Here is a 20,039-nt window from a genome sequence, read left to right as displayed (position 1 = left end):
ACCGAGAGCACGCACCGAACGACGCGGGAACGCACCCGGAACTCCCCGGCGCCGCTCCCTCCACCGCATGCGGCCGTCGGGACGGCCGTCCGCATTGGACCTGTGAGGACTCACGTGAGCTCGAAACCTGTCGTACTCATCGCTGAAGAGCTGTCGCCCGCGACCGTCGACGCCCTGGGCCCGGACTTCGAGATCCGGCATGCGAACGGCGCGGACCGCGCCGAACTGCTGCCCGCCATCGCCGACGTCGACGCGATCCTGATCCGTTCCGCGACGAAGGTCGATGCCGAGGCCATCGCCGCCGCGAGCAAGCTGAAGGTCGTCGCACGAGCCGGCGTCGGCCTGGACAACGTCGATGTGTCCGCCGCCACCAAGGCCGGCGTGATGGTCGTCAACGCCCCCACCTCGAACATCGTGACCGCCGCCGAGCTGGCCTGTGGTCTGCTCCTGGCCTCCGCGCGTCACATCCCGCAGGCCAACACCGCCCTCAAGAACGGTGAGTGGAAGCGCTCCAAGTACACCGGTGTCGAGCTCGCGGAGAAGACCCTCGGTGTCGTGGGTCTGGGCCGCATCGGCGCGCTGGTCGCCCAGCGCATGTCGGCCTTCGGCATGAAGGTCGTCGCCTACGACCCGTACGTACAGCCCGCCCGGGCCGCGCAGATGGGCGTCAAGGTCCTGTCGCTGGACGAGCTGCTCGAGGTCTCCGACTTCATCACCGTGCACCTGCCCAAGACGCCCGAGACCGTCGGTCTCATCGGCGACGAGGCGCTGCACAAGGTCAAGCCGTCGGTGCGGATCGTCAACGCCGCGCGCGGCGGGATCGTCGACGAGGCCGCGCTGTACTCCGCGCTCAAGGAGGGCCGCGTCGCCGGCGCCGGCCTCGACGTGTACGCGAAGGAGCCCTGCACGGACTCCCCGCTCTTCGAGCTCGACGAGGTCGTCTGCACCCCGCACCTCGGTGCCTCCACGGACGAGGCGCAGGAGAAGGCCGGTATCTCCGTCGCCCGCTCGGTGCGCCTCGCGCTCGCCGGTGAGCTGGTCCCGGACGCGGTGAACGTCCAGGGCGGCGTCATCGCCGAGGACGTCAAGCCGGGTCTGCCGCTCGCCGAGAAGCTCGGCCGCATCTTCACCGCCCTCGCGGGCGAGGTCGCGGTCCGCCTCGATGTCGAGGTGTACGGCGAGATCACCCAGCACGACGTCAAGGTGCTCGAACTCTCCGCGCTCAAGGGCGTGTTCGAGGACGTCGTCGACGAGACCGTGTCGTACGTGAACGCTCCGCTGTTCGCGCAGGAGCGTGGCGTCGAGGTGCGGCTGACCACGAGCTCGGAGTCCTCGGACCACCGGAACGTGGTGACCGTGCGCGGCACGCTCGGTGACGGCCAGGAGGTGTCGGTCTCCGGCACGCTCGCCGGGCCCAAGCACCACCAGAAGATCGTCGCGGTCGGCGAGTACGACGTGGATCTGGCGCTCGCCGACCACATGGTCGTCCTCAACTACACCGACCGTCCCGGTGTCGTCGGCACCCTCGGCCGGATCCTGGGCGAGGCGGGCATCAACATCGCGGGTATGCAGGTCGCCCGTGCGGACGTGGGTGGCGAGGCGCTTGCTGTGCTGACCGTGGATGACACGGTTCCGCAGACTGTGCTTACTGAGCTGGCGGAGGAGATCGGAGCCACTCAGGCTCGGTCGGTCAACCTGGTCTGAGGCTGCCCGGCCCACTGGGGGCTGCCGCCCCCAGGCCCCCGCATCGCGCTGACGCGCTCGTCCTCAAACGCCGGACGGGCTGAGAGGTTTTTGGCTGCGGGTTGTGTGTGGCTGGTCGCGCAGTTCCCCGCGCCCCTGAAAAGGGGCGCGGGGAACTGCGCAATCTTTTTGCGGGGGTTCGGGGGCGGAGCCCCTGAGGCAGGGACGGTGGGGGTCCCCCCGCTCGAGCGAAGCCGAGAGTGGGGGAGGGTAGGGGCGGCGGGGGCGACCCTGTTGTTCAGACGCAGACCTTTTCCGGCTCGGCGGGGTCCGTCTCTCGGACGCGCACCCGGCGCAGGGTCACCGCCGCCAGTACCGCCGCCCCCAGCAGAAGCAGCGCGCCCGCGACCGCGGCGGCCTGCATCCCGCTGGTGAAGGCCTCGCGGGCCGCGGTCACCAGGGCTTCGCCCGCGCGGCCCGGGAGTTGCTGGGCGACCGCGAGGGCCGCGCCGAGGGTTTCGTGGGCCGCGGCGGGAGCCGCGTCCGGGATGTCGTGGCGGTACACCGCGGTGCCGATGGAACCGAGGAGCGCCATGCCCAGCGCGCCGCCGAACTCCGCGCCGGTCTCCAGGACCGAGGACGCGGTGCCCGCCTTCTCCACCGGTACGGTGCCCAGCGCCAGGTCCATCATCTGGGACATCACGGTGACGATCCCGGCGGCGATGACTCCGGCCCCGGCGAGGACCAACCAGAGAGAATCCGTACCGGCCGCCGTCAGCATTCCGTAGCCGCAGGCCGCCAGGACGAAGCCGCCGGAGACGACGTACGCCCGGTTGACTCCCCGCTGGACCAGTTGTGCGGCGACCGGTGCGGCCACGCCGACCAGCACGGTGGGCAGCAGGCCCCACAGCGCGGCCTCCATGGAGCTCTTGCCGAGCACCGACTGCAGGTACTGCGTGGTGAAGAGCGCCGAACCCATCATCCCGAACGAGGACAGCAGGTTCAGCGAGACGGCCGGTGCGAAACCGCGGCCGCGGAACAGCGAGGGCGGGATCATCGGCGACTCGATCGTGCGCTGGCGGTGGACGAAGAGCGCGGCGAAGAGCAGACCGATGGTCACCGACAGGACGTAGCGGACGTTCCAGCCCCTCCGAGGGGATCTCCTTGAGGCCGTAGATCACCGGCAGGACGGCGGCCAAGGACAGCGGCACGCTCAGCAGGTCGAAGCGGCCCGGCGCCGGGTTCTTCGACTCGGGGAGCAGGATCGGGCCGAGGACCAGCAGGAGCACCATCGCGGGCAGGTTCACCAGGAAGACCGAGCCCCACCAGAAGTGCTCCACGAGGACGCCGCTCATGACCGAGCCGAGCGCGACGCCGGCCGTCATCACGCCGGACCACAGGCCGATCGCCTTGGAGCGCTGGGCCTGGTCCGTGAAGAGCGTGCGGATGATCGCCAGTGTGGACGGCATCAGGGTCGCGCCGCCGATGCCGAGCACCGCGCGGGCCGCGATGAGCGTCTCGGCGCTGTCGGCGTACGCCGCGACCAGCGAGGCCGCGCCGAAGGCTGCGGCGCCGACCAGGAGCAGCCTGCGGCGGCCGATGCGGTCGCCGAGCGAGCCCATCGTCATCAGCAGCCCGGCGAGCACGAACGCGTACATGTCGAAGATCCACAGCTGCTGGGTGCCGGTCGGCTCCAGGTCCGCGCTGATCTGCGGGATCGCGAAGTAGAGGACCGAGACATCCATGGAAACCAGGAGCAGCGGCAGCATCAGGACGCCGAGTGCGGTCCATTCGCGGCGTCCGGCACGGGTGGGAGCGCCCGGGGTGCCGGAGGTGCCCGAACCGGACGGAGTAGGCGGAGGGACCGGGTTGGGCGCGCTGGGATTCGTCACGCCGAGGAATGTACGGGCGTCTTAAACATCTGTCTAGTACGTGCGTATAAAACTGTTGTCCAATACGTTCGTCTTACACGCCGGTCTGGGACGCTTGTCTGTCGCGGAGGTACGCTGAGCCGCATGGGACATCGTGAGGATCTGCTCGAAGGCGCCAAGCGCTGCCTGCTGGAGAAGGGCTTCGTGCGCACGACGGCCCGCGACATCGTCAAGGAGTCGGGGACGAACCTGGCGTCGATCGGCTACCACTACGGGTCGAAGGACGCGCTGCTCGCGGAGGCCTACGTCTCCATCGTCGAGGGGCTGTCCGACGACTTCGACGCGGGCGGGAGCGCCACGGCGAGCACGGAGCCGGGGTCCCTGGAGCGGTTCCAGGAGGTGTGGTCGAACGTCATCGGGACCATGCAGGGGCCCGGTTCGGTGTGGCATCTCAGCATGGAGATCGTGGTCATGGGCGACAAGGTGCCCGGCGTGCGCGATCACTTGGCCAAGGCCCAGCGCGAAGGGGCACGCGGCATCATCCCGCTGCTGATGGGCGGGCTGGAGGAGGACGTGCCGGAGAGGGACGTCGACACCCTGGGCAAGTTCTACATGACCCTGATGATGGGGCTCATCGCGCAGTGGACCTTCGACCCCGAGACCGCGGCCAGTGCGGAGGAACTCACCGAGGGGTTGCGGCGGGTGATCGCGGCGGGGACGGGGGCGCTGCCGGAGTCGTCCTGACGATCCTGCCCTCGCGCATCTCCGCGACGCGGTCGCAGAAGTGGCGTACGAGTGCCAGGTCGTGGCAGATGAACAGGTAGCCGAGGTCCAGGCGTTCCTGCAGCTCGGCCAGGAGGTTGAGGACCCCCGCACGCAGGGACGGGTCGAGTGCGGAGACCGGTTCGTCGAGCACCAGGAGCTTCGGCTCGCAGGCCAACGCACGGGCGATTCCGGCGCGTTGGCACTGACCGCCGGAGAGTTCGTGCGGGCGCCGGTCGCCGAGTGACAGGTCGAGGCCGACCTGCTCCAGCAGCTCGGCCACGCGCGCGGGGCCGGTCGTCCGGTCCCAACTCCCCTGTACGCGCAGGGGTTCCGCGATGGCGTCGCGGATGCGGTGGCGGGGGCCGAGCGATCCGTACGGGTCCTGGAACACGGGCTGCATCGCCGGTCTGAGCGGGCGCAGCTGCTTCTCGTTCAGTGAGGTCAACTCGTGGCCGTCGAACCATACTTCGCCGCCGGCCGGGCGGCGCAGTTGCAGTACGGCCATGGCTGTGGACGACTTGCCGCAGCCCGAGGGGCCGACCAGGCCGAGGGTTTCGCCGGGGGCGACGTCGAAGGATATGTGGTCCACGGTGGTGCGGGGGCCGTGGCGCACGACCAGGTCGCGTACGTCCAGCAGAGGGTTCACACCGACTCCAGGAACAACTCGGCGGGGTTGGCGGGGAGTTCGCGCCAGTGGTGGCAGGCCACGGTGCGGTTGTTGTGCGTCTCCGGCTCGGGGTGGGCCGTAGCGCACCGGGTCGCGTCCGCGAGGGGGCAGCGGGGGGCGAAGGCGCAGCCTGGGGGGAGGGCGGTGGGGTTGGGTGGGGTGCCTGGGATTGAGGGGAGTCTGCGTCTGCGGGTTCGTTGTGGCCGGTCGCGCCCCGCGGCGGAGCCGCAAGTCGGCACAGCCCCGCGCCCCTGAAGGGGCGCCGATGCCAGCAAGCCCGCCGTGTACGGCGCTCGGGGGTGGGTGAACACCTCCTCCACCGGGCCCTCCTCGGCCAGGCGGCCCGCGTACATGACCAGTACTCGGTCGGCGTGTTCGCGGACCATGGGGAGGTCGTGGGTGATCAGGACCAGGGTCGTGCCTGTGGCCTCGCTGCGGTGGGTCAGGAGGTCGAGGAGCCGGCGTTGGGTCTCCGGGTCCTGGGCCGTGGTCGGTTCGTCGGCGATCACGAGGGCGGGGGAGTGGAGCAACGCCATGGCGATGACGGCCCGTTGGCGCATGCCGCCCGAGAACTCGTGCGGGTAGGCCCGGGTCCGGTCCGCGGGGATGCCCACCTCCTCCAGCGCGGTCATCGCCCGGGCCTGCGCCTCGTTGCGGGAGACCCCGTCCACGGACCGTACGGCGGCGGCGAGTTGGTCGGAGACCCGGTGCACGGGGGAGAGCGCCGAGAGTGCGTCCTGCGGGACCAGGGCGAGTTGGCGGCCCCAGAGGGCGGCGCGTACGGAACGAGGGGCGCCCACCAGCTCGTACGGCTCCATCCGCACGCTGCCCGTCACCGTCGCCCGCTGTGGTGGCATGCCGAGCAGTGCTCGGGCCGTCAGGGACTTGCCCGCGCCCGACTCGCCCACCACGGCGAGGACTTCACCCTTGCGCACGTCGAAGGAGAGGCCGCGCACGGCTTCCACCGCGCCGATGGAGACGTGCAGGTCCCGGACGGAGAGGAGGACTTCGGGGTTCAACGGGTCGGCTCCTTGCGGGGGCGGAGAGTGGAGACGGCGGCACGGGAGATGGCGCGGAGGCGGGGGCCGGAGCTGGGTTGCGTGGCTGTTCTGCTGCGGCCGCCCTCCGCGTATGCCGCCGATGACACCGCGAGGCCCGCCAGCAGGGCCAGGGCGACCGCCGGGGCCAGGGCAGCCCACGGGGCGCGTTCCACGTAGGCCCGTGACTCGTCCAGGAGGAGGCCCCACTCCGGTGCGGGCGGCTGGGCGCCGAGGCCGAGGAAGCCGAGGGAGGCCAGGGCCAGGGCGATGCCGGGGAGGCGCAGGAGGGCGTGGCGGGCGACCGGGGCCGCCACCGAGGGCAGGACGTGGCGGGTGAGGATCCACGACGGGCTTGCCCCGATGGCTCGTTGGGCCAGCAGGAACGTCGACGCACGGACTTCCTGCACCAACGCCGCCGCGTGCGACGACAGGGCGGGCCAGGAGAGCAGGGCCACGGCGAGCGCGGCCCCGCCCGTGCCGGGGCCCACGACGGCCGCGACCAGGATTCCGGCGATGACGGGCGGCAGCGCGTTGGCGATGTCCGAGGCGCCCGACGCCACGGCCGGCAGGAAACCGAGGGCGAGCGCGAGGACGAGGCCGGCCAGACAGACCGCGGTCGCCGTGCCGATCGTCGACGCCGCGCCGTGCCCGAGCCGCGCCAGCACGTCGCGGCCGAGCCCGTCCGTGCCGAGTGGATACGCCCAGGAGGGCGCTTGGAGGCGGGAGTTGGTGTCCACCGTGTACGGGTCGCGCAGCAGGCCCCAGCCGACGCAGGTCAGCAGCGTGATCCCGAGCGTCAGCGGGACGGCCGGGTGCGCGCGAACAGGGCGGGCCGCGGGCAGCGTCAACCCCGCGTCGCGAAGGGCGGGGCCCAGCAGTCGGCGTCGTACGAGGGCCGCCGCCGCGCCCGTGACGAGGCCGAGGGCGAGCAGCGCGAGGACCGACCCCTGAAGGAGCGGCAGGTCCTGCGACTTGGCCGCCCCCAGCGCCGTACGTCCGATGCCCGGCACCGCGAACACCGTTTCCACGGCGACCGCCCCGCCGGTCAGTCCGACGGCGACCATTCCGAACTGCGGTACCAGCGGCGGGAGTACGCGACGCAGGGCGGCGGCCGAGATGCGTGCCCTGCTGACCCCGGCACCGCGCCACAGCTCCACCCAGCGCTCGTCGAGGACGGGCGGCAGCGCGTCCGCGACCAGCCTGCCGAGCAGTCCGCCCGCGGGAACGCCGAGGGCGACGGCGGGCAGCACCATGTACTGCGGGCCCTGCCAGCCGGAGGTCGGCAGCACGCCCAGCCACACCCCGCACACCAGCAACGCGACCGTGGCCAGCAGGAATTCGGGCAGTGCGGCGAGCATCGCAGCGAACGCGCCGGCCGACCCCCTGCCTCGTACGAGTACGGGAGCGACCACCGCGCAGGTCACCAGAAGGGCGACCCCGAGCGCCGCGCCCATCAGGGCGAGCGACACCTGGAGTCCGGAGACGACCGACGGGAGGACGTCGGTGCCCGACACCCAGGACGTGCCGAGGTCGCCGCGCGGCAGGCCGGAGAGCCAACTCCCCAGCAGGGAAAGGGGACCCGCGTCCAGGCCGAGATCGGCTCGAATCGCGGCGAGGGCCTCCGGCGTGCCCTCCTGCTCGGCCGAGCGGGCGCGCAGGACGGTGAGGGCGGGGTCGCGGCCCGAGAGCCAGGGGAGCAGGCCGACGGCGGCGAGAACCGCGGCGAGGCAGCCGAGCCGGGTGAGCGCGGCCCGGCCGCCAGGTGTGAACTGGTGTGCCATGAACGTCACTTGACGTACGTGTCCGCGGTGATCAGAGCACGCTCGCGCGGGTCGTGCTCGACGTTCACGACACCGGCCGCGTCGCCCTGGATGACACGCTCGTGGAGCATCGGGATCGCGGCGTCGGTGGCCAGCACCGCGGCCTCCGCGTCGATGACGGCCCGGCGGCGCGCGTCACCGGTCTTCGTCCCGGCGGCCCTCTCCAGTGCGGCGTCGACCTTCTTGTCGGAGAGCTGCGAGATGTTGAAGGAACCCTTCGAACCGAAGTCGCTGTAGAGGTACGCGGCCGGGTCGCCCGAGTCGAGGACGGTCGCCCGGGACAGGATGAACGCGTCGAACTCGCCTGCCAGCGCGTCGGATTCGATGTTCGCGTACTCGCGCACGTCCAGCTTCACCTTGAACCCGGCCCGCTGGAGCTGCTGTTGCAGCGTCTGGGCGACCTCGGGGAGTTCGGCGCGGTCGGTGAACGTACCGATCGTGATCGTCCTGCCGTTCGGGTCACCGGACTTGGCGCGCTCGACCGGCTTCCGCAGGTCGGCGGCCCAGGGGAGGGCCGGGCCCAGCAGGCCCTTCGCGACGTCCGCGCGGCCCTCGTACACGCCCTTGACGATCGACTCGGCGTCGAGGCCTTCGCGGGCGGCGGCCCTGAGGGAGGCGTCCTTGAAGGGGCCGCTCCCGGTGTTCAGGTACAGGGTGTTGGTGCGCGGCATCGGCACCTCGGTGACCAGGTCCTTGTCGAGCAGCGCGGCCTGCGACACCGGTACCGCCTCGACGACGTCGGCCTCGCCGCTGCGCAGGGTGGCCGCGCGCGCGGTGCCGTCGGGCACGAACTTCACATCGATACCGGGGGACTTGGCCGTGCCGCCCCAGTAGTCGTCGTAGCGGTCGAGGGTCGCGGACGACGTGCCGTTCACCTTCGTCAGTTCGAAGGGGCCGGTGCCCGCGCCGACCGGGCTGACGGTTTTCCCGCGGTACGCCTTCGCCGCCAGGATCGACAGCTGCGGCGAGCTCAGCCGCTGCGGAACGAGCGGGTCCTCGGTGCCGGTGGTGACGGCGACCGAGTCGCCGTCGGCCTTCACCGTCAGGTCCACGCCGTCGAGGATGCGCGGCTTGGGGGAGGCGGTCGCGGCCTTCGTGAGCGACCGGACGACGGACTCGGCGGTGAGCTTCGTACCGTCGTGGAAGGTGACGCCGTCCCGTATCTCGAACGTCCAGGTCCGGCCGTTCCGCTGCCACTTGGTGGCGAGGGCGGGCTCGGCGTCGCCGTCCGCGTCGAGCGTCACCAGCGTCTCGGCGGTCGACCAGCGCGACAGCTTGAACGCGTCGTCGGACAGCGGCGACAGCCCGGAGCGCGGCGGATTCATCATCGCCACGCGTACGCGCTTGCCGTCGCCGCCCGCGGAGTCGCCCGCGGAACCGTCCGAGGCGGATTCCGAGAAACACCCGGTGAGCAGCAGGGCGGAGGCCGCGGTGACCGCGGAGAGGGGGAGAAGGCGGGCGGGCAGGCGCACGGAGCACTCCGGGTAAAGGGATGGTCAATGGAGACGTGGCGCCGACCGTAGCATGATGACAATCGTTTTCAGTAATGGCCCCCGCTGTTGCGGTGCCCGCCGACGACGTGGTCGAGGGCGGATGCGACGTCGTCGGTGATGTGCGTAGGCCTGAACGTCTCGTCGGCCCATGGCCGGCCGCCCGACACCCACACGCTCCGGACACCGTCGAGTCCGTTCGCGCCGCCGATGTCGGCGTGCGCCGAGTCCCCGATCACCCAGGCCCCGCGCAGGGGCGCCCCCACGGCGGCCGCCGCCGCACGGAAGATCTCCGGCGCGGGCTTCTTCCACCCGACCGCCTCGGAGATCACTCATCCGTGGACGATCCCGTCGAGCCCGGTGCCCCGGATCTTCGCCTCCTGTTGCGCGACACGGCCGTTGGTGACGATCACACACGTCCATCCGGTGTCGACGGCTCGGTCGAGCGCGTCGCGAGCGGCCCCCGTCAGTTCGACACGATCGGCCGCGCCCCGGTCGAGGAAGTCCCGGACGGTGGCCCCGGGGACGGCCGCCGCGTACCGCTCGGACAGGGCCCGGGCGACATCGTGCCTCGGCGTATGGCCACTGGCGTCGACGGACATCAGCCACGCGAGGTCATCGACGGGGAGCGAGTTCTCGACGAGGAAGACCGACGCCGCCTCCCGGAAGGCGGTGTCGCGGTCGACCAGAGTGTTGTCGAGGTCGATCATCAGGAGAGGCATGGTCAGGAGTGTGGCTTGGCTCAGATCCAAGAGTTCAAAGATCCAAAGGGTCCAACGTGAGCAGAAGGAGCTCGACATGTCCGTGGCGGACGCCGAGGTGGACGTACTGATCGTCGGTGGCGGGCCGGTCGGGCTCACCGCTTGCGCGCTGCTGGAGCGTTGGGGCGTGCGGGTGTCGCTGGTCGAGAAGCACGGCGAGCTGTCCCCCTTCCCGCGGTCGCGGCTGGTCAACGTGCGCTCGATGGAGATCTACCGCGGGCTCGGGCTCGCCGGTGAGATCGCGGCCGGCGCCTTCGGGCCGGAGTACGGCCGTATCCGCTTCCGGGACACTCTGCACGAGCGCAACTTCGCCACAGCGGCGATGGTCGGGATCAACGCGCCGATTCCCGAAAGCCCCGTGACCGGCGTCGTCACCTCGCAGGATCGGCTGGAACCCACCCTGCTCGCCGCGGCAGGCGCACGAATGAGGTTCGGTGCCGAGCTCGTCGGCCTCACCGAGGAAGCCGACGGCGTTGTGGCCGTACTCGTCGACCACCGGAGCGGGGAGGAGACCCGCGTCCGCGCCCGCCATGTTCTCGCCGCCGACGGCGCGCACTCCACCGTCCGGCAGCTGCTGGGAATCGGCACCACCGGTCCCGGAGTGCTGGCGGCCGTCACCACCGTCGTGTTCGAGGCCGACCTCGACGGCTGGTGCGCCGACCAGCCCGCCGGGGTCTACTTCACCGCGCACGGATCCTTCCTCCCGCTCTACCCCGAAGGCGGCTGGGCCTGGCTCGGCCCCACCCCCGAAGACGCCGAGCGCACCGACTGGCCCGGGCTCGTCTCGCGTGCCCTCGGACCCGACGCGGGCGTACGAGCCGATGTGTCGCGGGTTCAGCACTGGGTGATGAACGCGTTCGTCGCCGAGCGTTTCCGGCACGGCCGGATCCTGCTGGCCGGTGATGCCGCGCACGCGATCCCGATCGTCGGCGGCCTGGGCTTGAACACTGGCATCGCCGATGTCCACAACCTGTGCTGGAAGCTGGCGGCGTTCTCCAGGGGTGGGCCGGGCCAAGCCTGTTGGACACGTACGAGACGGAGCGGCAGCCCGTCGCCCACCGGACCCTCCAGCAAGCGGTGGCCAACAGCAAGCTCATGTTCGAAGCGCAGAGTCTGCGCCACGAGCAGTTGCAGACCGGTGGAGCGGCGCCGGCCCGGGTCGACCTTCCCTGGTCCGACCGTTACTTCGCCCAGCTCGGTCTCGTGCTCGGCGTCGCCTACCGCTCCGACACCGGCACGGACTACGTCCCCACCGCGGAGCCCGGCCATCGCATGCCGCACCTCTGGCTCACACCCGACCGCTCCACGCTCGACACCTTCGGTGAATGGTTCACCCTGCTCACCCCGGACCCCGCCACCTGGGAGCAACAAGCAACCACACCAGGGGTGTTGCGCATCGAGTGCCTTCCCGACGAGCACGCAGATCTCTGTGGCCTGGGCCCTCAGGGAGCACTGCTCGTCCGACCCGACGGACACATCGGTGCCCGCTGGTTCGACCGCCCACCGAGCGACACCGCTCTCCATCACGCCCTCACCGCGATCGGTGATTCTCCACGATCGAGTCGGTGACAACGGGGGTCTGTCAGACCGCTGTTGCAGACTGACGGTCATGAACGCACTTGACGAATACCGGGCTGCGGCTCGCAAGCGGGGCGTGCCAGAGGATCTCCTCGACAGGGCGCTGCGGCTTGCCCGCCCGCGTCTGGAGTTGCGGTCTGCGGAGGGCTCCGACGCTCTTGTCGTCGGACAGTATGGAGGCCATCCCCAGCTTCCCCCGGACGTCGAATGGAGCGGCTTCCCGGCATTCGTCGCGTCGGTCGACTGTGCCGCCGTTCCGGTCGGCGAACTGGATGTCCAGTTGCCGGAGGACGGGCACTTACTGTTCTTCGCCAACAACAGCGAGCCGAGTTACGTCCCGGGGCCCACGCAGGAAGGCCGGGTGGTGTACGTCCCGGCCGGAACGGCGGCGACGGAACGGGTTCCGTCCGACGAGGACGCGCCCTACACGTTCGAGCCGTACCCCCTCCGAGGCCGGCTCGACCGGTTCATGCCGGACACCAACCACGACATCGCCGACAAGGAAACCGTGCGGCTCATCCACCCGTACCTGTCGGACTACTGGGAAGAGACCACGAACGGCGAACTCACCCTCGGCGGATACGCGTCCGTGATACATCACGACCCGGCACCCTGGCCCGTCACCGACGACGAAGCGTTCGTCATGCTGGCGCGCGCGGATTTCACGTTCGTGGACACGCCCCTCAGTTGCGCCGCGTCCTGGCTGATCCGCCCCCGGGATTTGGCGGAACGAAACTTCGAGAACGTGCGGCTCGATTTCCAGTCGTACATGTGACCGAGGCGCTGCGCCTAGAGCCGCCGCGCCTTGAGCCCCATGTGCAGGAGCAGGCGGTCCTCGCCGTCGGCCAGGTCGAGGCCGGTGAGCTGTTCGACGCGGGAGAGACGGTAGTAGAGGGTCTGGCGGTGGATGCCCAGTTCGGCGGCGGTGCGGCCGGCCTGGCCCGCGCAGTCGAGGAACACCTCGGCGGTGTGGGCGAGTTCGCGATGGGCGGGGACCAGGAGCGGGCGTACGGCGGGGTCGTGGGAGGCGGTCGGCGGCAGCGTCGTCAGCAGGCGGTACGGGCCGATGGACGACCACTGCGCGACCGGGCCCAGCCGCGGCTCGGCCAGCGCCGCGCGGGCGGCGGCCGACGCCTCCTGCCAGGCGGTGCCGAGGCCGGCGAGACCGGAGTGGGGCACGGCGATCCCGGCCACGACCGGGCCGGGGCGGGGGCCGTGCGGTTCCGGCGCGTGTCCGGCAGCCCGCCCCGCTCCCTCTGTCCGCCCCGCTGCCCCTGTCCGTCCCGCTCCCTCTGTCCGTCCGGCTCCCGCCGCCCCGTCGCCCGCCCGCGCGGCCTCCGCCTCGCCCGGACGGTCCGGTGGCTGGGGCGTCTCGGCGTCGATGTCCTGGCCCTGTCCGCCCTTGTTCGGCGGCCGGGTCGGACCCCGGCCCTGGGTGCCACCGGTCTGCTGGTGAGCCGCAGCGGGGCCGGGCTCGGCCGGGGAGGAACGGGGCCGCACAGATCCCCGTACCCCCTCCGCCCTCTCCAGCAGGCGGGCCGCCGCCGTTGTCGCCGGAGTGAGGACCTCCGGTGAGCGCAGGCGGACCAGCAGGGCCAGGCTCTGGGCGGTGGGGCCCCAGGGGAGGGCGCAGACGGCGGTGGCGGACGGGATGGTGCGGACCGACGGGGCGTCGTCGGGGTGGGACGAGGGCCAGGGGGCCACGCAGACCATCGTGTGGAGGCCCTCGCCGCGGGCGCCGAGTTCCGTGTGGAGTTCGGCCAGGGCCATGTCGCGCTGCCAGCCGCTCTCGGCGGTGAGGACCGCGCGGAGCTCCCGGCTGAGGTCCGCGCCCGCCTGGGCCTCGTCCGCCAGGAGGGCGCCGATGCGCGGGGTGACCTCCATCGCCGCGGAGAGCTGCTGGTCGGTGGGACCCGGATCGTCCGACAGCAGCCACACGTACCCGAGGACCACACCCCGATGGCGTACGGGGAGGCAGACGCGGCCCCGGTGGACACCGGCCTCGGGGGTCGGCGGGATACGGACCGGCTCCGTGGCGCGGGCGATGCCGAAGCCCTCGAACCAGGTGCGGACCGCCGAGGTCGAGCGGCGCGTGAGGATCGAGCGGGCGCGTACGGGATCCAGCGCGGAGGCGTCCAGCTCGCCCTCGCTGTCGTACGCGCCGAAGGCGATCAGCTCGAAGTCGCGGTTCTCCAGCGTCGCGGGGGCGCCGAGCAGCTCCGAGATCTCGTCCACCAGCTCCTGGTATTCGCCCTTGGGATCCGATGTCACCCGGGCATTCTCCATCATTTCCCCGCGCCTTCATACATCTGTCTGAGATCCAGGGCACGGATGCGTGACAGCTGTCGATGGCCGACGATCGGAGGGATCCTTAGGTTTCACGGTGGTTCTCCGTGTCGTACCGGAACGCCGCCGGGCGGCGGCGGGTACGGCCTTCCGCCGGCCTTGTTGTGGAGGTGCCCTGTGCTGGGTCCCGTGATTCTCGCCGCGTCGCGCAGCGACCGGATGCGTCGTCTGATCTCGGCGGCCCCGGTGACCAAGCCGGTCGTCGACCGCTTCATCCCCGGCGAGTCCGTCGACCAGGTCGTACCGATCATCCAGGACCTCACGGCCAAGGGCCTGGAGGTCACCATGGACGTGGTCGGCGAGGACATCACCACGCCGGAGCAGGCCACACTCGCCCGTGACGCGTACCTGGAGCTGATCGACCGCCTCAAGCGGCTGGAGCTCGGAGAGCGTGCCGAGATGTCGGTGAAGCTGTCCCTCTTCGGGCAGGCGCTCCCCGGTGGCCACGAGATCGCCCTCGCCAACGTCCGCCCGGTCGTCGAGGCCGCCGCCGCCATCGGTACGACCGTCACGCTCGACGCCGAGGACCACACCACCCTCGACTCGATGTTCGCCATCCACGAGGAGCTGCGGAAGGACTTCCCGGAGACCGGCTGCGTCATCCAGGCCTATCTCTTCCGCACCGAGGCCGACGCCCGCCGTCTCGCCGACAGCGGCAGCCGGGTACGGCTCGTGAAGGGCGCGTACAAGGAGCCCGCCGAGGTCGCGTACCAGCAGAAGGCCGAGACCGACAAGGCGTACGTCCGCATCCTGCGCATCCTGATGGAGGGCGAGGGGTACCCGATGATCGGGTCCCACGACCCGCGCCTCATCTCCATCGCCCAGGAGCTGGCCCGGCGCGCCGGCCGCAAGCCCGACGAGTACGAGTTCCAGATGCTGTACGGGATCAGGAGCGACGAGCATCTGCGGCTCGCCGCCGAAGGCCACCGCATGCGCGTCTACACCGCGTACGGCACCGACTGGTACGGCTACTTCATGCGGCGCCTCGCCGAGAAGCCGGCCAACCTCCTCTTCTTCGGCCGCTCGATCCTCACCAAGAGCTGAGAACAAGAACCGAGCACCAGAACCGAGAGCCAGGGCTTGAGCCCCGAAAACACCGCTCACTAAGGAGTTACGGACACCATGGACGCCGTCACCCAGGTCCCCACCCCCGTCAACGAGCCGGTGCACGGCTATGCCCCCGGCTCTCCCGAGCGCGCCCGCCTGGAGTCCAGGCTCAAGGAGCTCGCCGAGAACCCGGTCGACCTGCCGATGACCATCGGCGGCGAGAAGCGGATGGGCGGCGGCGACCGCTTCGACGTCGTGCAGCCGCACAACCACAAGGCCCGCCTCGGCACGTACGCGAACGCCACCCAGCAGGACGCCCAGGACGCGATCGACGCGGCCCTCGCCGCCGCGCCAGCCTGGCGCGCGATGTCCTTCGACGACCGCGCCGCGATCATCCTGCGCGCCGCCGAGCTGCTGGCAGGACCGTGGCGCGAGACGCTCGCCGCCTCGACGATGCTCGGCCAGTCGAAGACCGCCCAGCAGGCCGAGATCGACTGTCCCTGTGAGCTGGTCGACTTCTGGCGCTTCAACGTCAAGTACGCCCGTGACCTGCTCGCCGAGCAGCCGCCGGCCAACTCGCCGGGTGTCTGGAACCGTCTCGACCACCGCCCGCTCGAAGGCTTCGTCTACGCGATCACGCCCTTCAACTTCACGGCGATCGCGGGCAACCTGCCGACGGCGCCCGCGCTGATGGGCAACGTGGTCGTGTGGAAGCCGTCGCCGACGCAGACCCACGCGGCCGTTCTGCTCATGCAACTGCTGGAGGAGGCGGGTCTCCCCAAGGGCGTCATCAACCTCGTCACCGGCGACGGCATCGCGGTCTCCGAGGTCGCCCTGGAGCACCGCGACCTCGCCGGTATCCACTTCACCGGCTCGACCAAGACCTTCCAGTACCTGTGGAAGACGGTCGGCAACAACATCGAGAAGTACCGCACCTACCCGCGCATGGTGGGCGAGACCGGCGGCAAGGACTTCGTCGTCGCGCACCCGAGCGCCGACCCCGCGGTCCTGAAGACGGCCCTGACCCGCGGCTCCTTCGAGTACCAGGGCCAGAAGTGCAGCGCCTCCTCGCGCGCGTACGTCCCGGCCTCCATCTGGAACTCCGGCTTCAAGGAGGAGTTCGCGGCCGAGATCGACGGCATCACCATGGGTGACGTCACCGATCTGTCGAACTTCATCGGCGCCGTCATCGACGAGCGCTCCTTCGCCAAGAACAAGGCGGCGATCGACCGGGCGCACGCCGACCCGTCCTGCACGGTCGTCGCGGGCGGCACCTACGACGACTCGGTCGGCTACTTCGTCCGCCCGACCGTCGTCGAGTGCACGGACCCGGCGAACGAGGTCTTCACGACGGAGTACTTCGGCCCGTTCCTCGCGGTGCACGTGTACGACGACAGCACGGCCGACGGGTACGACGAGATGCTGGCCCAGATGGAGTCGGTGTCCGACTACGCGCTCACCGGCTCGGTCATCGCGGGCGACCGCGCGGCCGCCGCGTACACGATGGAGAAGCTCCGCTACGCCGCGGGCAACTTCTACATCAACGACAAGTCGACCGGCGCCGTCGTCGGCCAGCAGCCCTTCGGCGGCGGCCGCGCTTCGGGTACGAACGACAAGGCGGGCGCCCCGCAGAACCTGATGCGCTGGACCCTGACCCGCGCCATCAAGGAGACGCTGGTCCCGCCGACCGACTACCCGTACCCGCACATGGGCTGAGATCTGTCCCCTTCCCGCTCGGGCTGGGATCTGCCCCCACTCGGGCCGAGACCTGCCCGCACCCCGACCGGGACGTCCCCGCACACGGGCCGGCGTCCCGCTGAACCGCCCCCGCCCCGGAAGTATCCCCTCCGGGCCGGGGGCGGCGTGCGCTGTGCCGACGTGCCGTGGCCCTGCCTCCGTGCGGAGACAGGGCCAGGGTCCACGGCAGGGACGTGCGGTGTCAGCGGTCGCAGCTCGTGCGGCCCGGATACCAGTGGCAGGCCAGCGCGGCGAAGCCGCCGTCCGCCACGACCGGCACGGTGAGCGAGGCGCCGCCGCGGACGACGTGCGGTGCGCGGACCAGGCCCGAGGGGCCGTCGGTCACGGTCTCGACCAGCCATGTGCCCGCGCCCAGACGCATGGGTACGTCCACGCTCCGGGCCGCTCCCGCGAACGTGCCGCCGATGAACCAGCGGCCGTCGGGCGCACGGCGGGCCATGACCGCGGAGCGGCCGGGATCGCCGGTCAGCAGCCTGGTCTCCTCCCAGCCGGTGGGCAGTTGCTCCAGGTAGCGACGGGCCTCCGGACGGGCCTCGTACGACTCCGGGGTGCCGGCGAGGTTCTGGATGCCGGACTCGTAGAGGACGGTCAGGCCCAACTCGCCTGCGTCCGAGCCGACGTTGGGGCGGAAGGGGCGGTGGAAGGCGCCCGGGGTGAAGTCCATGGAGCCGATGACGTTGCGGGTGTAGGGGAGCGCGGCCAGCTGCTCGGGCGTGTTGTTGCGCTTCTCCTCGCCGCCGACGCCCTCCAGCGTCATGACGTGCGGCCAGGTGCGCTGGATGCCCTTGGGGATCGTGGAGCCGTGGAAGTTGACCATCAGGTGGTGCTTCGCGGTGGCCGGCAGGATCTCGTCGTACCAGGCCATCCGCTCCTGGGACTCCGAGTCCATGAAGTCGATCTTCACGCCCTTGACGCCCCAACGCTCCAGCGTGGACAGCCACTTCTCCCGTTCGACTGGGTCGACGAGGAGCGAGTAGTGGAGCCAGACCTGGATCTCGACGCCGCGTTCCTTGCCGTAACGCACCAGCTCCGGCATCCAGTTGTTCGTCTGCCAGTCGGGGTCGATGACGTCCCACTCGCCGGGCTTGTAGTACCAGCCCGCGTCGACGACCTCGTACGGCCAGTCCCGCTCGGCCGCGTAGTCGACGTACTTCTTCTGCGCCTCCAGGCTCTGCCCGGCCTCCTTGCCGCCGGCGAGCCAGGTCCACAGGGCCGGGCCCGGTTTGATCCAGGAGGTGTCGCGGACACGGGACTTGGGGGCGAGGTCGTCGGTGAACGTCGACTCCGTGACCGTCGACAGATCGCCGGTGACGACCGCGCGCCAGGGTGTGGTGAGTTTGCCGGACACCTGGACCGGCTCGTCGTTCCACGGACTCACGCCGAACGTGGGGGAGCCGGCGGTGTGCGTGAGGTGGGAGCCGGCGTAGCTGCCGGTCAGGTCCGACTCGGCGACGAGCGCGTAGCCGCCGCCCGTCTTGAAGAGGGCCTGCATCGAGTACGTGCCCGCCGGTACCGCGGCCGCGGACTCGTAGCGGACGAACGGGAGTTCGTTGTCCTTGCGATAGGCACTGATGACGGGCTCGGCGGTGGCGGGGAAGGTGAACGCGGACGCCTCGCGTACGACGTCGCCGTGATCGTCCGGCAGGACGTAGCGATACGCGACGCCGTCCGCGGCGACGCGGGTCAACAGGTCGATACGCGCGCCGTCCGCCGTACGGAAGCGGAAACGGGACTCGGTCATCCGGACAACCCGCTTGTGCGACTTGCCCGTCGGGACGGTGTAGCGCTCCGAGATCGTGCGGTCGGAGCGGCCGGTGAGGGTCAGGTCCCGGGAGAAGTCGGCCTGTTCGGTGACGAGGCCGACGGGGGACGGTTCGAGGACCGTACGGCCGGCGCGTCTGACCGCCAGGGCCGGGCTGCCGTCGGCCGGGTCGAGGGAGACCACGGCCGTGGGGGAGCCGTGCGGACCGCGCACCTCCCAGGTCGTGTGCGGGGCGGGTGCCGCGGGCGCCTCGGCACGGGCCGGGAGCGTCGCCGCGGTGCTGGCGAGGAGTGCGGAACAGAGCGTCAACACGATGGTGCGGGCCCGGGGTTGGACCGCCATGTGGAACCCCTCCTGTCGCAGTCATCCGATGACTGGTCGATAAATGTGAGAGTGGAGGGGGTATTGGGGCATGTCAAGGAATCTGACAGCATCAGACATCGGATTGCTGATGCGTCATTCAGTAAGAGAGGATCACTCGGGGCGGTACGAGGTTCACTCCGGAAGGCTGAGGACGATCTTGCCCTTGGTGTGTCCCGCCTCCCCGAGTTCATGGGCCTTCGCCGCCTCCGCGAACGGCAGGACCGCGTCCACGTGGATCCGTACCCGGCCGCCCGCCAGCAGTGAGGCGATCTTCGCCAGACGCATGCCGGACGGTTCCACCCGCACGACCGCGAAACGCATCCCGCGCGCCTCGACGTCCTCGGCCGACAGACCCGTGTCCCCGGGGAGGGCGGACAGCAACAGTCCTCCCGGGCGCAGGGTGTTGAGGGTACGCGGACCGTAGTCGCCGCCGATCAGGTCGAGGGCGACGTCCATGTCCCGTACGGCCGTGGCGAAGTCCGTGGCCGTGTGGTCGACCGGCTCGTCCACGCCCAGGTCGCGCAGGAACTCGTGCTTGTCGGCGCGGGCCGTACCGACGACGTACGCGCCCTCCGCCTTGGCGATCTGCACCGCCGCGTGACCGACCCCGCCCCCTGCCGCATGGACCAGAACCCGGGTGCCCGGGCCTACTCGGGCGAGGTCGACCAGCGCCTGCCAGGCGGTGAGGGTAGCGGTGGGAGCGGCCGCCGCGTGGACGTGGTCCAGGGTCGACGGCTTCGCCGCGAACTGGTCGGCGGGGGCCGCCACGTGTTCCGCGTACCCGCCGCCCAGGACCTTGCCGAAGACCTCGTCACCGGGCCGGAACCCGGTGACGCCCGCCCCGGCCGCCTCCACCACCCCGGAGACGTCGTTGCCGAGGACGAACGGCGGTTCCCCGAAGAGCGGCGCGGCGCCCGAACGCACCAGCCGGTCAACGGCGTTGACACCCGCCGCGCGCACCCGCAGCAGAACCTCCCCCGGGCCGGCGACGGGCCGCTCCCGTTCCTCGACCTCCAGAACCTCAGGACCGCCGAAGCGGTACTGGGTGATCACACGCGTACGCGGAAGTGCGGTGGTCATCGGGTCTC

The 20,039-nt window shown here is 71.0% G+C and carries 15 protein-coding genes and 2 pseudogenes; 7 read left to right on the top strand and 10 right to left on the bottom strand.

Annotated features, from left to right (window positions below; genetic code table 11):
* Window positions 1-114: 114 nt before the first annotated feature.
* Window positions 115-1,704 carry a phosphoglycerate dehydrogenase gene (gene serA / locus QF035_RS17340; protein ID WP_189843650.1) on the top strand — a complete coding sequence of 530 codons (1,590 nt, stop codon included), beginning with the start codon at window positions 115-117 and terminating at the stop codon, window positions 1,702-1,704.
* 277 nt (window positions 1,705-1,981) lie between these two features.
* Here the strand turns inward: serA and QF035_RS17335 are convergent.
* A pseudogene (locus QF035_RS17335) lies at window positions 1,982-3,452 on the bottom strand (MFS transporter).
* 246 nt (window positions 3,453-3,698) lie between these two features.
* Here QF035_RS17335 and QF035_RS17330 point away from each other — a divergent pair.
* Window positions 3,699-4,298, top strand: a complete 600-nt coding sequence (locus QF035_RS17330) for a TetR/AcrR family transcriptional regulator (protein ID WP_307521232.1) — start codon at window positions 3,699-3,701, stop codon at window positions 4,296-4,298.
* Here QF035_RS17330 and QF035_RS17325 read toward each other — a convergent pair.
* From QF035_RS17325 to QF035_RS17300, 6 genes are all read right to left on the bottom strand, one after another.
* Complete coding sequence (locus tag QF035_RS17325; protein ID WP_307521231.1) at window positions 4,237-4,965, bottom strand: ATP-binding cassette domain-containing protein; 729 nt, start codon at window positions 4,963-4,965, stop codon at window positions 4,237-4,239. The two genes, QF035_RS17330 and QF035_RS17325, sit on opposite strands and share 62 nt — an antisense overlap.
* A complete protein-coding gene (locus QF035_RS17320; protein ID WP_307521229.1) occupies window positions 4,962-6,005 on the bottom strand; it encodes an ABC transporter ATP-binding protein in 1,044 nt (347 codons plus the stop codon). Before QF035_RS17320 ends, QF035_RS17325 begins: the two co-directional genes overlap by 4 nt.
* Entirely contained in the window at window positions 6,002-7,807 is a 1,806-nt protein-coding gene (locus tag QF035_RS17315) for an ABC transporter permease subunit (protein ID WP_307521227.1), read from the bottom strand. The genes QF035_RS17320 and QF035_RS17315 overlap by 4 nt, the downstream gene beginning before the upstream one ends.
* Window positions 7,808-7,812: 5 nt before the next feature.
* Window positions 7,813-9,318 (bottom strand): ABC transporter substrate-binding protein, encoded by a 1,506-nt coding sequence (locus tag QF035_RS17310; protein WP_307521226.1) that lies wholly within the window; start codon window positions 9,316-9,318, stop codon window positions 7,813-7,815.
* 68 nt (window positions 9,319-9,386) lie between these two features.
* Window positions 9,387-9,668, bottom strand: a complete 282-nt coding sequence (locus QF035_RS17305) for an HAD family hydrolase (RefSeq protein ID WP_307521224.1) — start codon at window positions 9,666-9,668, stop codon at window positions 9,387-9,389.
* A complete protein-coding gene (locus QF035_RS17300; RefSeq protein ID WP_307521223.1) occupies window positions 9,669-10,058 on the bottom strand; it encodes a hypothetical protein in 390 nt (129 codons plus the stop codon).
* Between QF035_RS17300 and QF035_RS17295 the strand changes: the two are divergent.
* The 3 genes and pseudogenes from QF035_RS17295 to QF035_RS17285 all read left to right on the top strand — a co-directional run.
* Window positions 10,057-11,114, top strand: a pseudogene (locus tag QF035_RS17295) (FAD-dependent monooxygenase); the annotation flags it as partial. The gene QF035_RS17300 and the pseudogene QF035_RS17295 sit on opposite strands and share 2 nt — an antisense overlap.
* 3 nt (window positions 11,115-11,117) lie before the next feature.
* Window positions 11,118-11,666: an aromatic-ring hydroxylase C-terminal domain-containing protein gene (locus tag QF035_RS17290; protein WP_307531188.1), complete on the top strand. Its 549-nt coding sequence runs from the start codon at window positions 11,118-11,120 to the stop codon at window positions 11,664-11,666.
* Between the two features lie 40 nt (window positions 11,667-11,706).
* Window positions 11,707-12,450, top strand: a complete 744-nt coding sequence (locus QF035_RS17285; RefSeq protein WP_307531187.1) for a DUF1963 domain-containing protein — start codon at window positions 11,707-11,709, stop codon at window positions 12,448-12,450.
* A gap of 14 nt (window positions 12,451-12,464) precedes the next feature.
* Here QF035_RS17285 and QF035_RS17280 read toward each other — a convergent pair whose 3' ends face one another.
* Window positions 12,465-13,946, bottom strand: coding sequence for a helix-turn-helix domain-containing protein (locus QF035_RS17280; protein WP_307521221.1), 1,482 nt, complete (start codon window positions 13,944-13,946; stop codon window positions 12,465-12,467).
* Window positions 13,947-14,138: 192 nt separating this feature from the next.
* Here QF035_RS17280 and QF035_RS17275 point away from each other — a divergent pair, with 192 nt between their 5' ends.
* Window positions 14,139-15,065 carry a proline dehydrogenase family protein gene (locus QF035_RS17275; RefSeq protein WP_307521220.1) on the top strand — a complete coding sequence of 309 codons (927 nt, stop codon included), beginning with the start codon at window positions 14,139-14,141 and terminating at the stop codon, window positions 15,063-15,065.
* 78 nt (window positions 15,066-15,143) lie between these two features.
* Window positions 15,144-16,784, top strand: a complete 1,641-nt coding sequence (gene pruA / locus QF035_RS17270) for an L-glutamate gamma-semialdehyde dehydrogenase (RefSeq protein ID WP_307521219.1) — start codon at window positions 15,144-15,146, stop codon at window positions 16,782-16,784.
* Between the two features lie 223 nt (window positions 16,785-17,007).
* Here the strand turns inward: pruA and QF035_RS17265 are convergent, their stop codons facing one another.
* Together QF035_RS17265 and QF035_RS17260 are read right to left on the bottom strand one after the other, a co-directional pair.
* Window positions 17,008-18,930, bottom strand: a complete 1,923-nt coding sequence (locus QF035_RS17265; RefSeq protein ID WP_307521218.1) for a glycoside hydrolase family 97 catalytic domain-containing protein — start codon at window positions 18,928-18,930, stop codon at window positions 17,008-17,010.
* Between the two features lie 153 nt (window positions 18,931-19,083).
* Window positions 19,084-20,031 carry an NADP-dependent oxidoreductase gene (locus tag QF035_RS17260; RefSeq protein ID WP_307521216.1) on the bottom strand — a complete coding sequence of 316 codons (948 nt, stop codon included), beginning with the start codon at window positions 20,029-20,031 and terminating at the stop codon, window positions 19,084-19,086.
* Between the last annotated feature and the right edge of the window lie 8 nt (window positions 20,032-20,039).

It is taken from the genome of Streptomyces umbrinus, assembly GCF_030817415.1.
Lineage (GTDB): Bacteria > Actinomycetota > Actinomycetes > Streptomycetales > Streptomycetaceae > Streptomyces > Streptomyces umbrinus_A.
The sequence above is the reverse complement of the archived record's forward strand: the minus strand, read 5'-3'. Positions and strand labels throughout refer to the sequence as shown.

Bases quoted from the DNA above. Each gene is read 5' to 3' on its own strand.
- QF035_RS17285 (WP_307531187.1), top strand. From the start codon at position 11,707: ATGAACGCACTTGACGAATACCGGGCTGCGGCTCGCAAGCGGGGCGTG.
- QF035_RS17300 (WP_307521223.1), bottom strand. From the start codon at position 10,058: ATGCCTCTCCTGATGATCGACCTCGACAACACTCTGGTCGACCGCGAC.
- pruA (WP_307521219.1), top strand. From the start codon at position 15,144: ATGGACGCCGTCACCCAGGTCCCCACCCCCGTCAACGAGCCGGTGCAC.
- QF035_RS17330 (WP_307521232.1), top strand. From the start codon at position 3,699: ATGGGACATCGTGAGGATCTGCTCGAAGGCGCCAAGCGCTGCCTGCTG.
- QF035_RS17265 (WP_307521218.1), bottom strand. From the start codon at position 18,930: ATGGCGGTCCAACCCCGGGCCCGCACCATCGTGTTGACGCTCTGTTCC.
- QF035_RS17260 (WP_307521216.1), bottom strand. From the start codon at position 20,031: ATGACCACCGCACTTCCGCGTACGCGTGTGATCACCCAGTACCGCTTC.
- QF035_RS17315 (WP_307521227.1), bottom strand. From the start codon at position 7,807: ATGGCACACCAGTTCACACCTGGCGGCCGGGCCGCGCTCACCCGGCTC.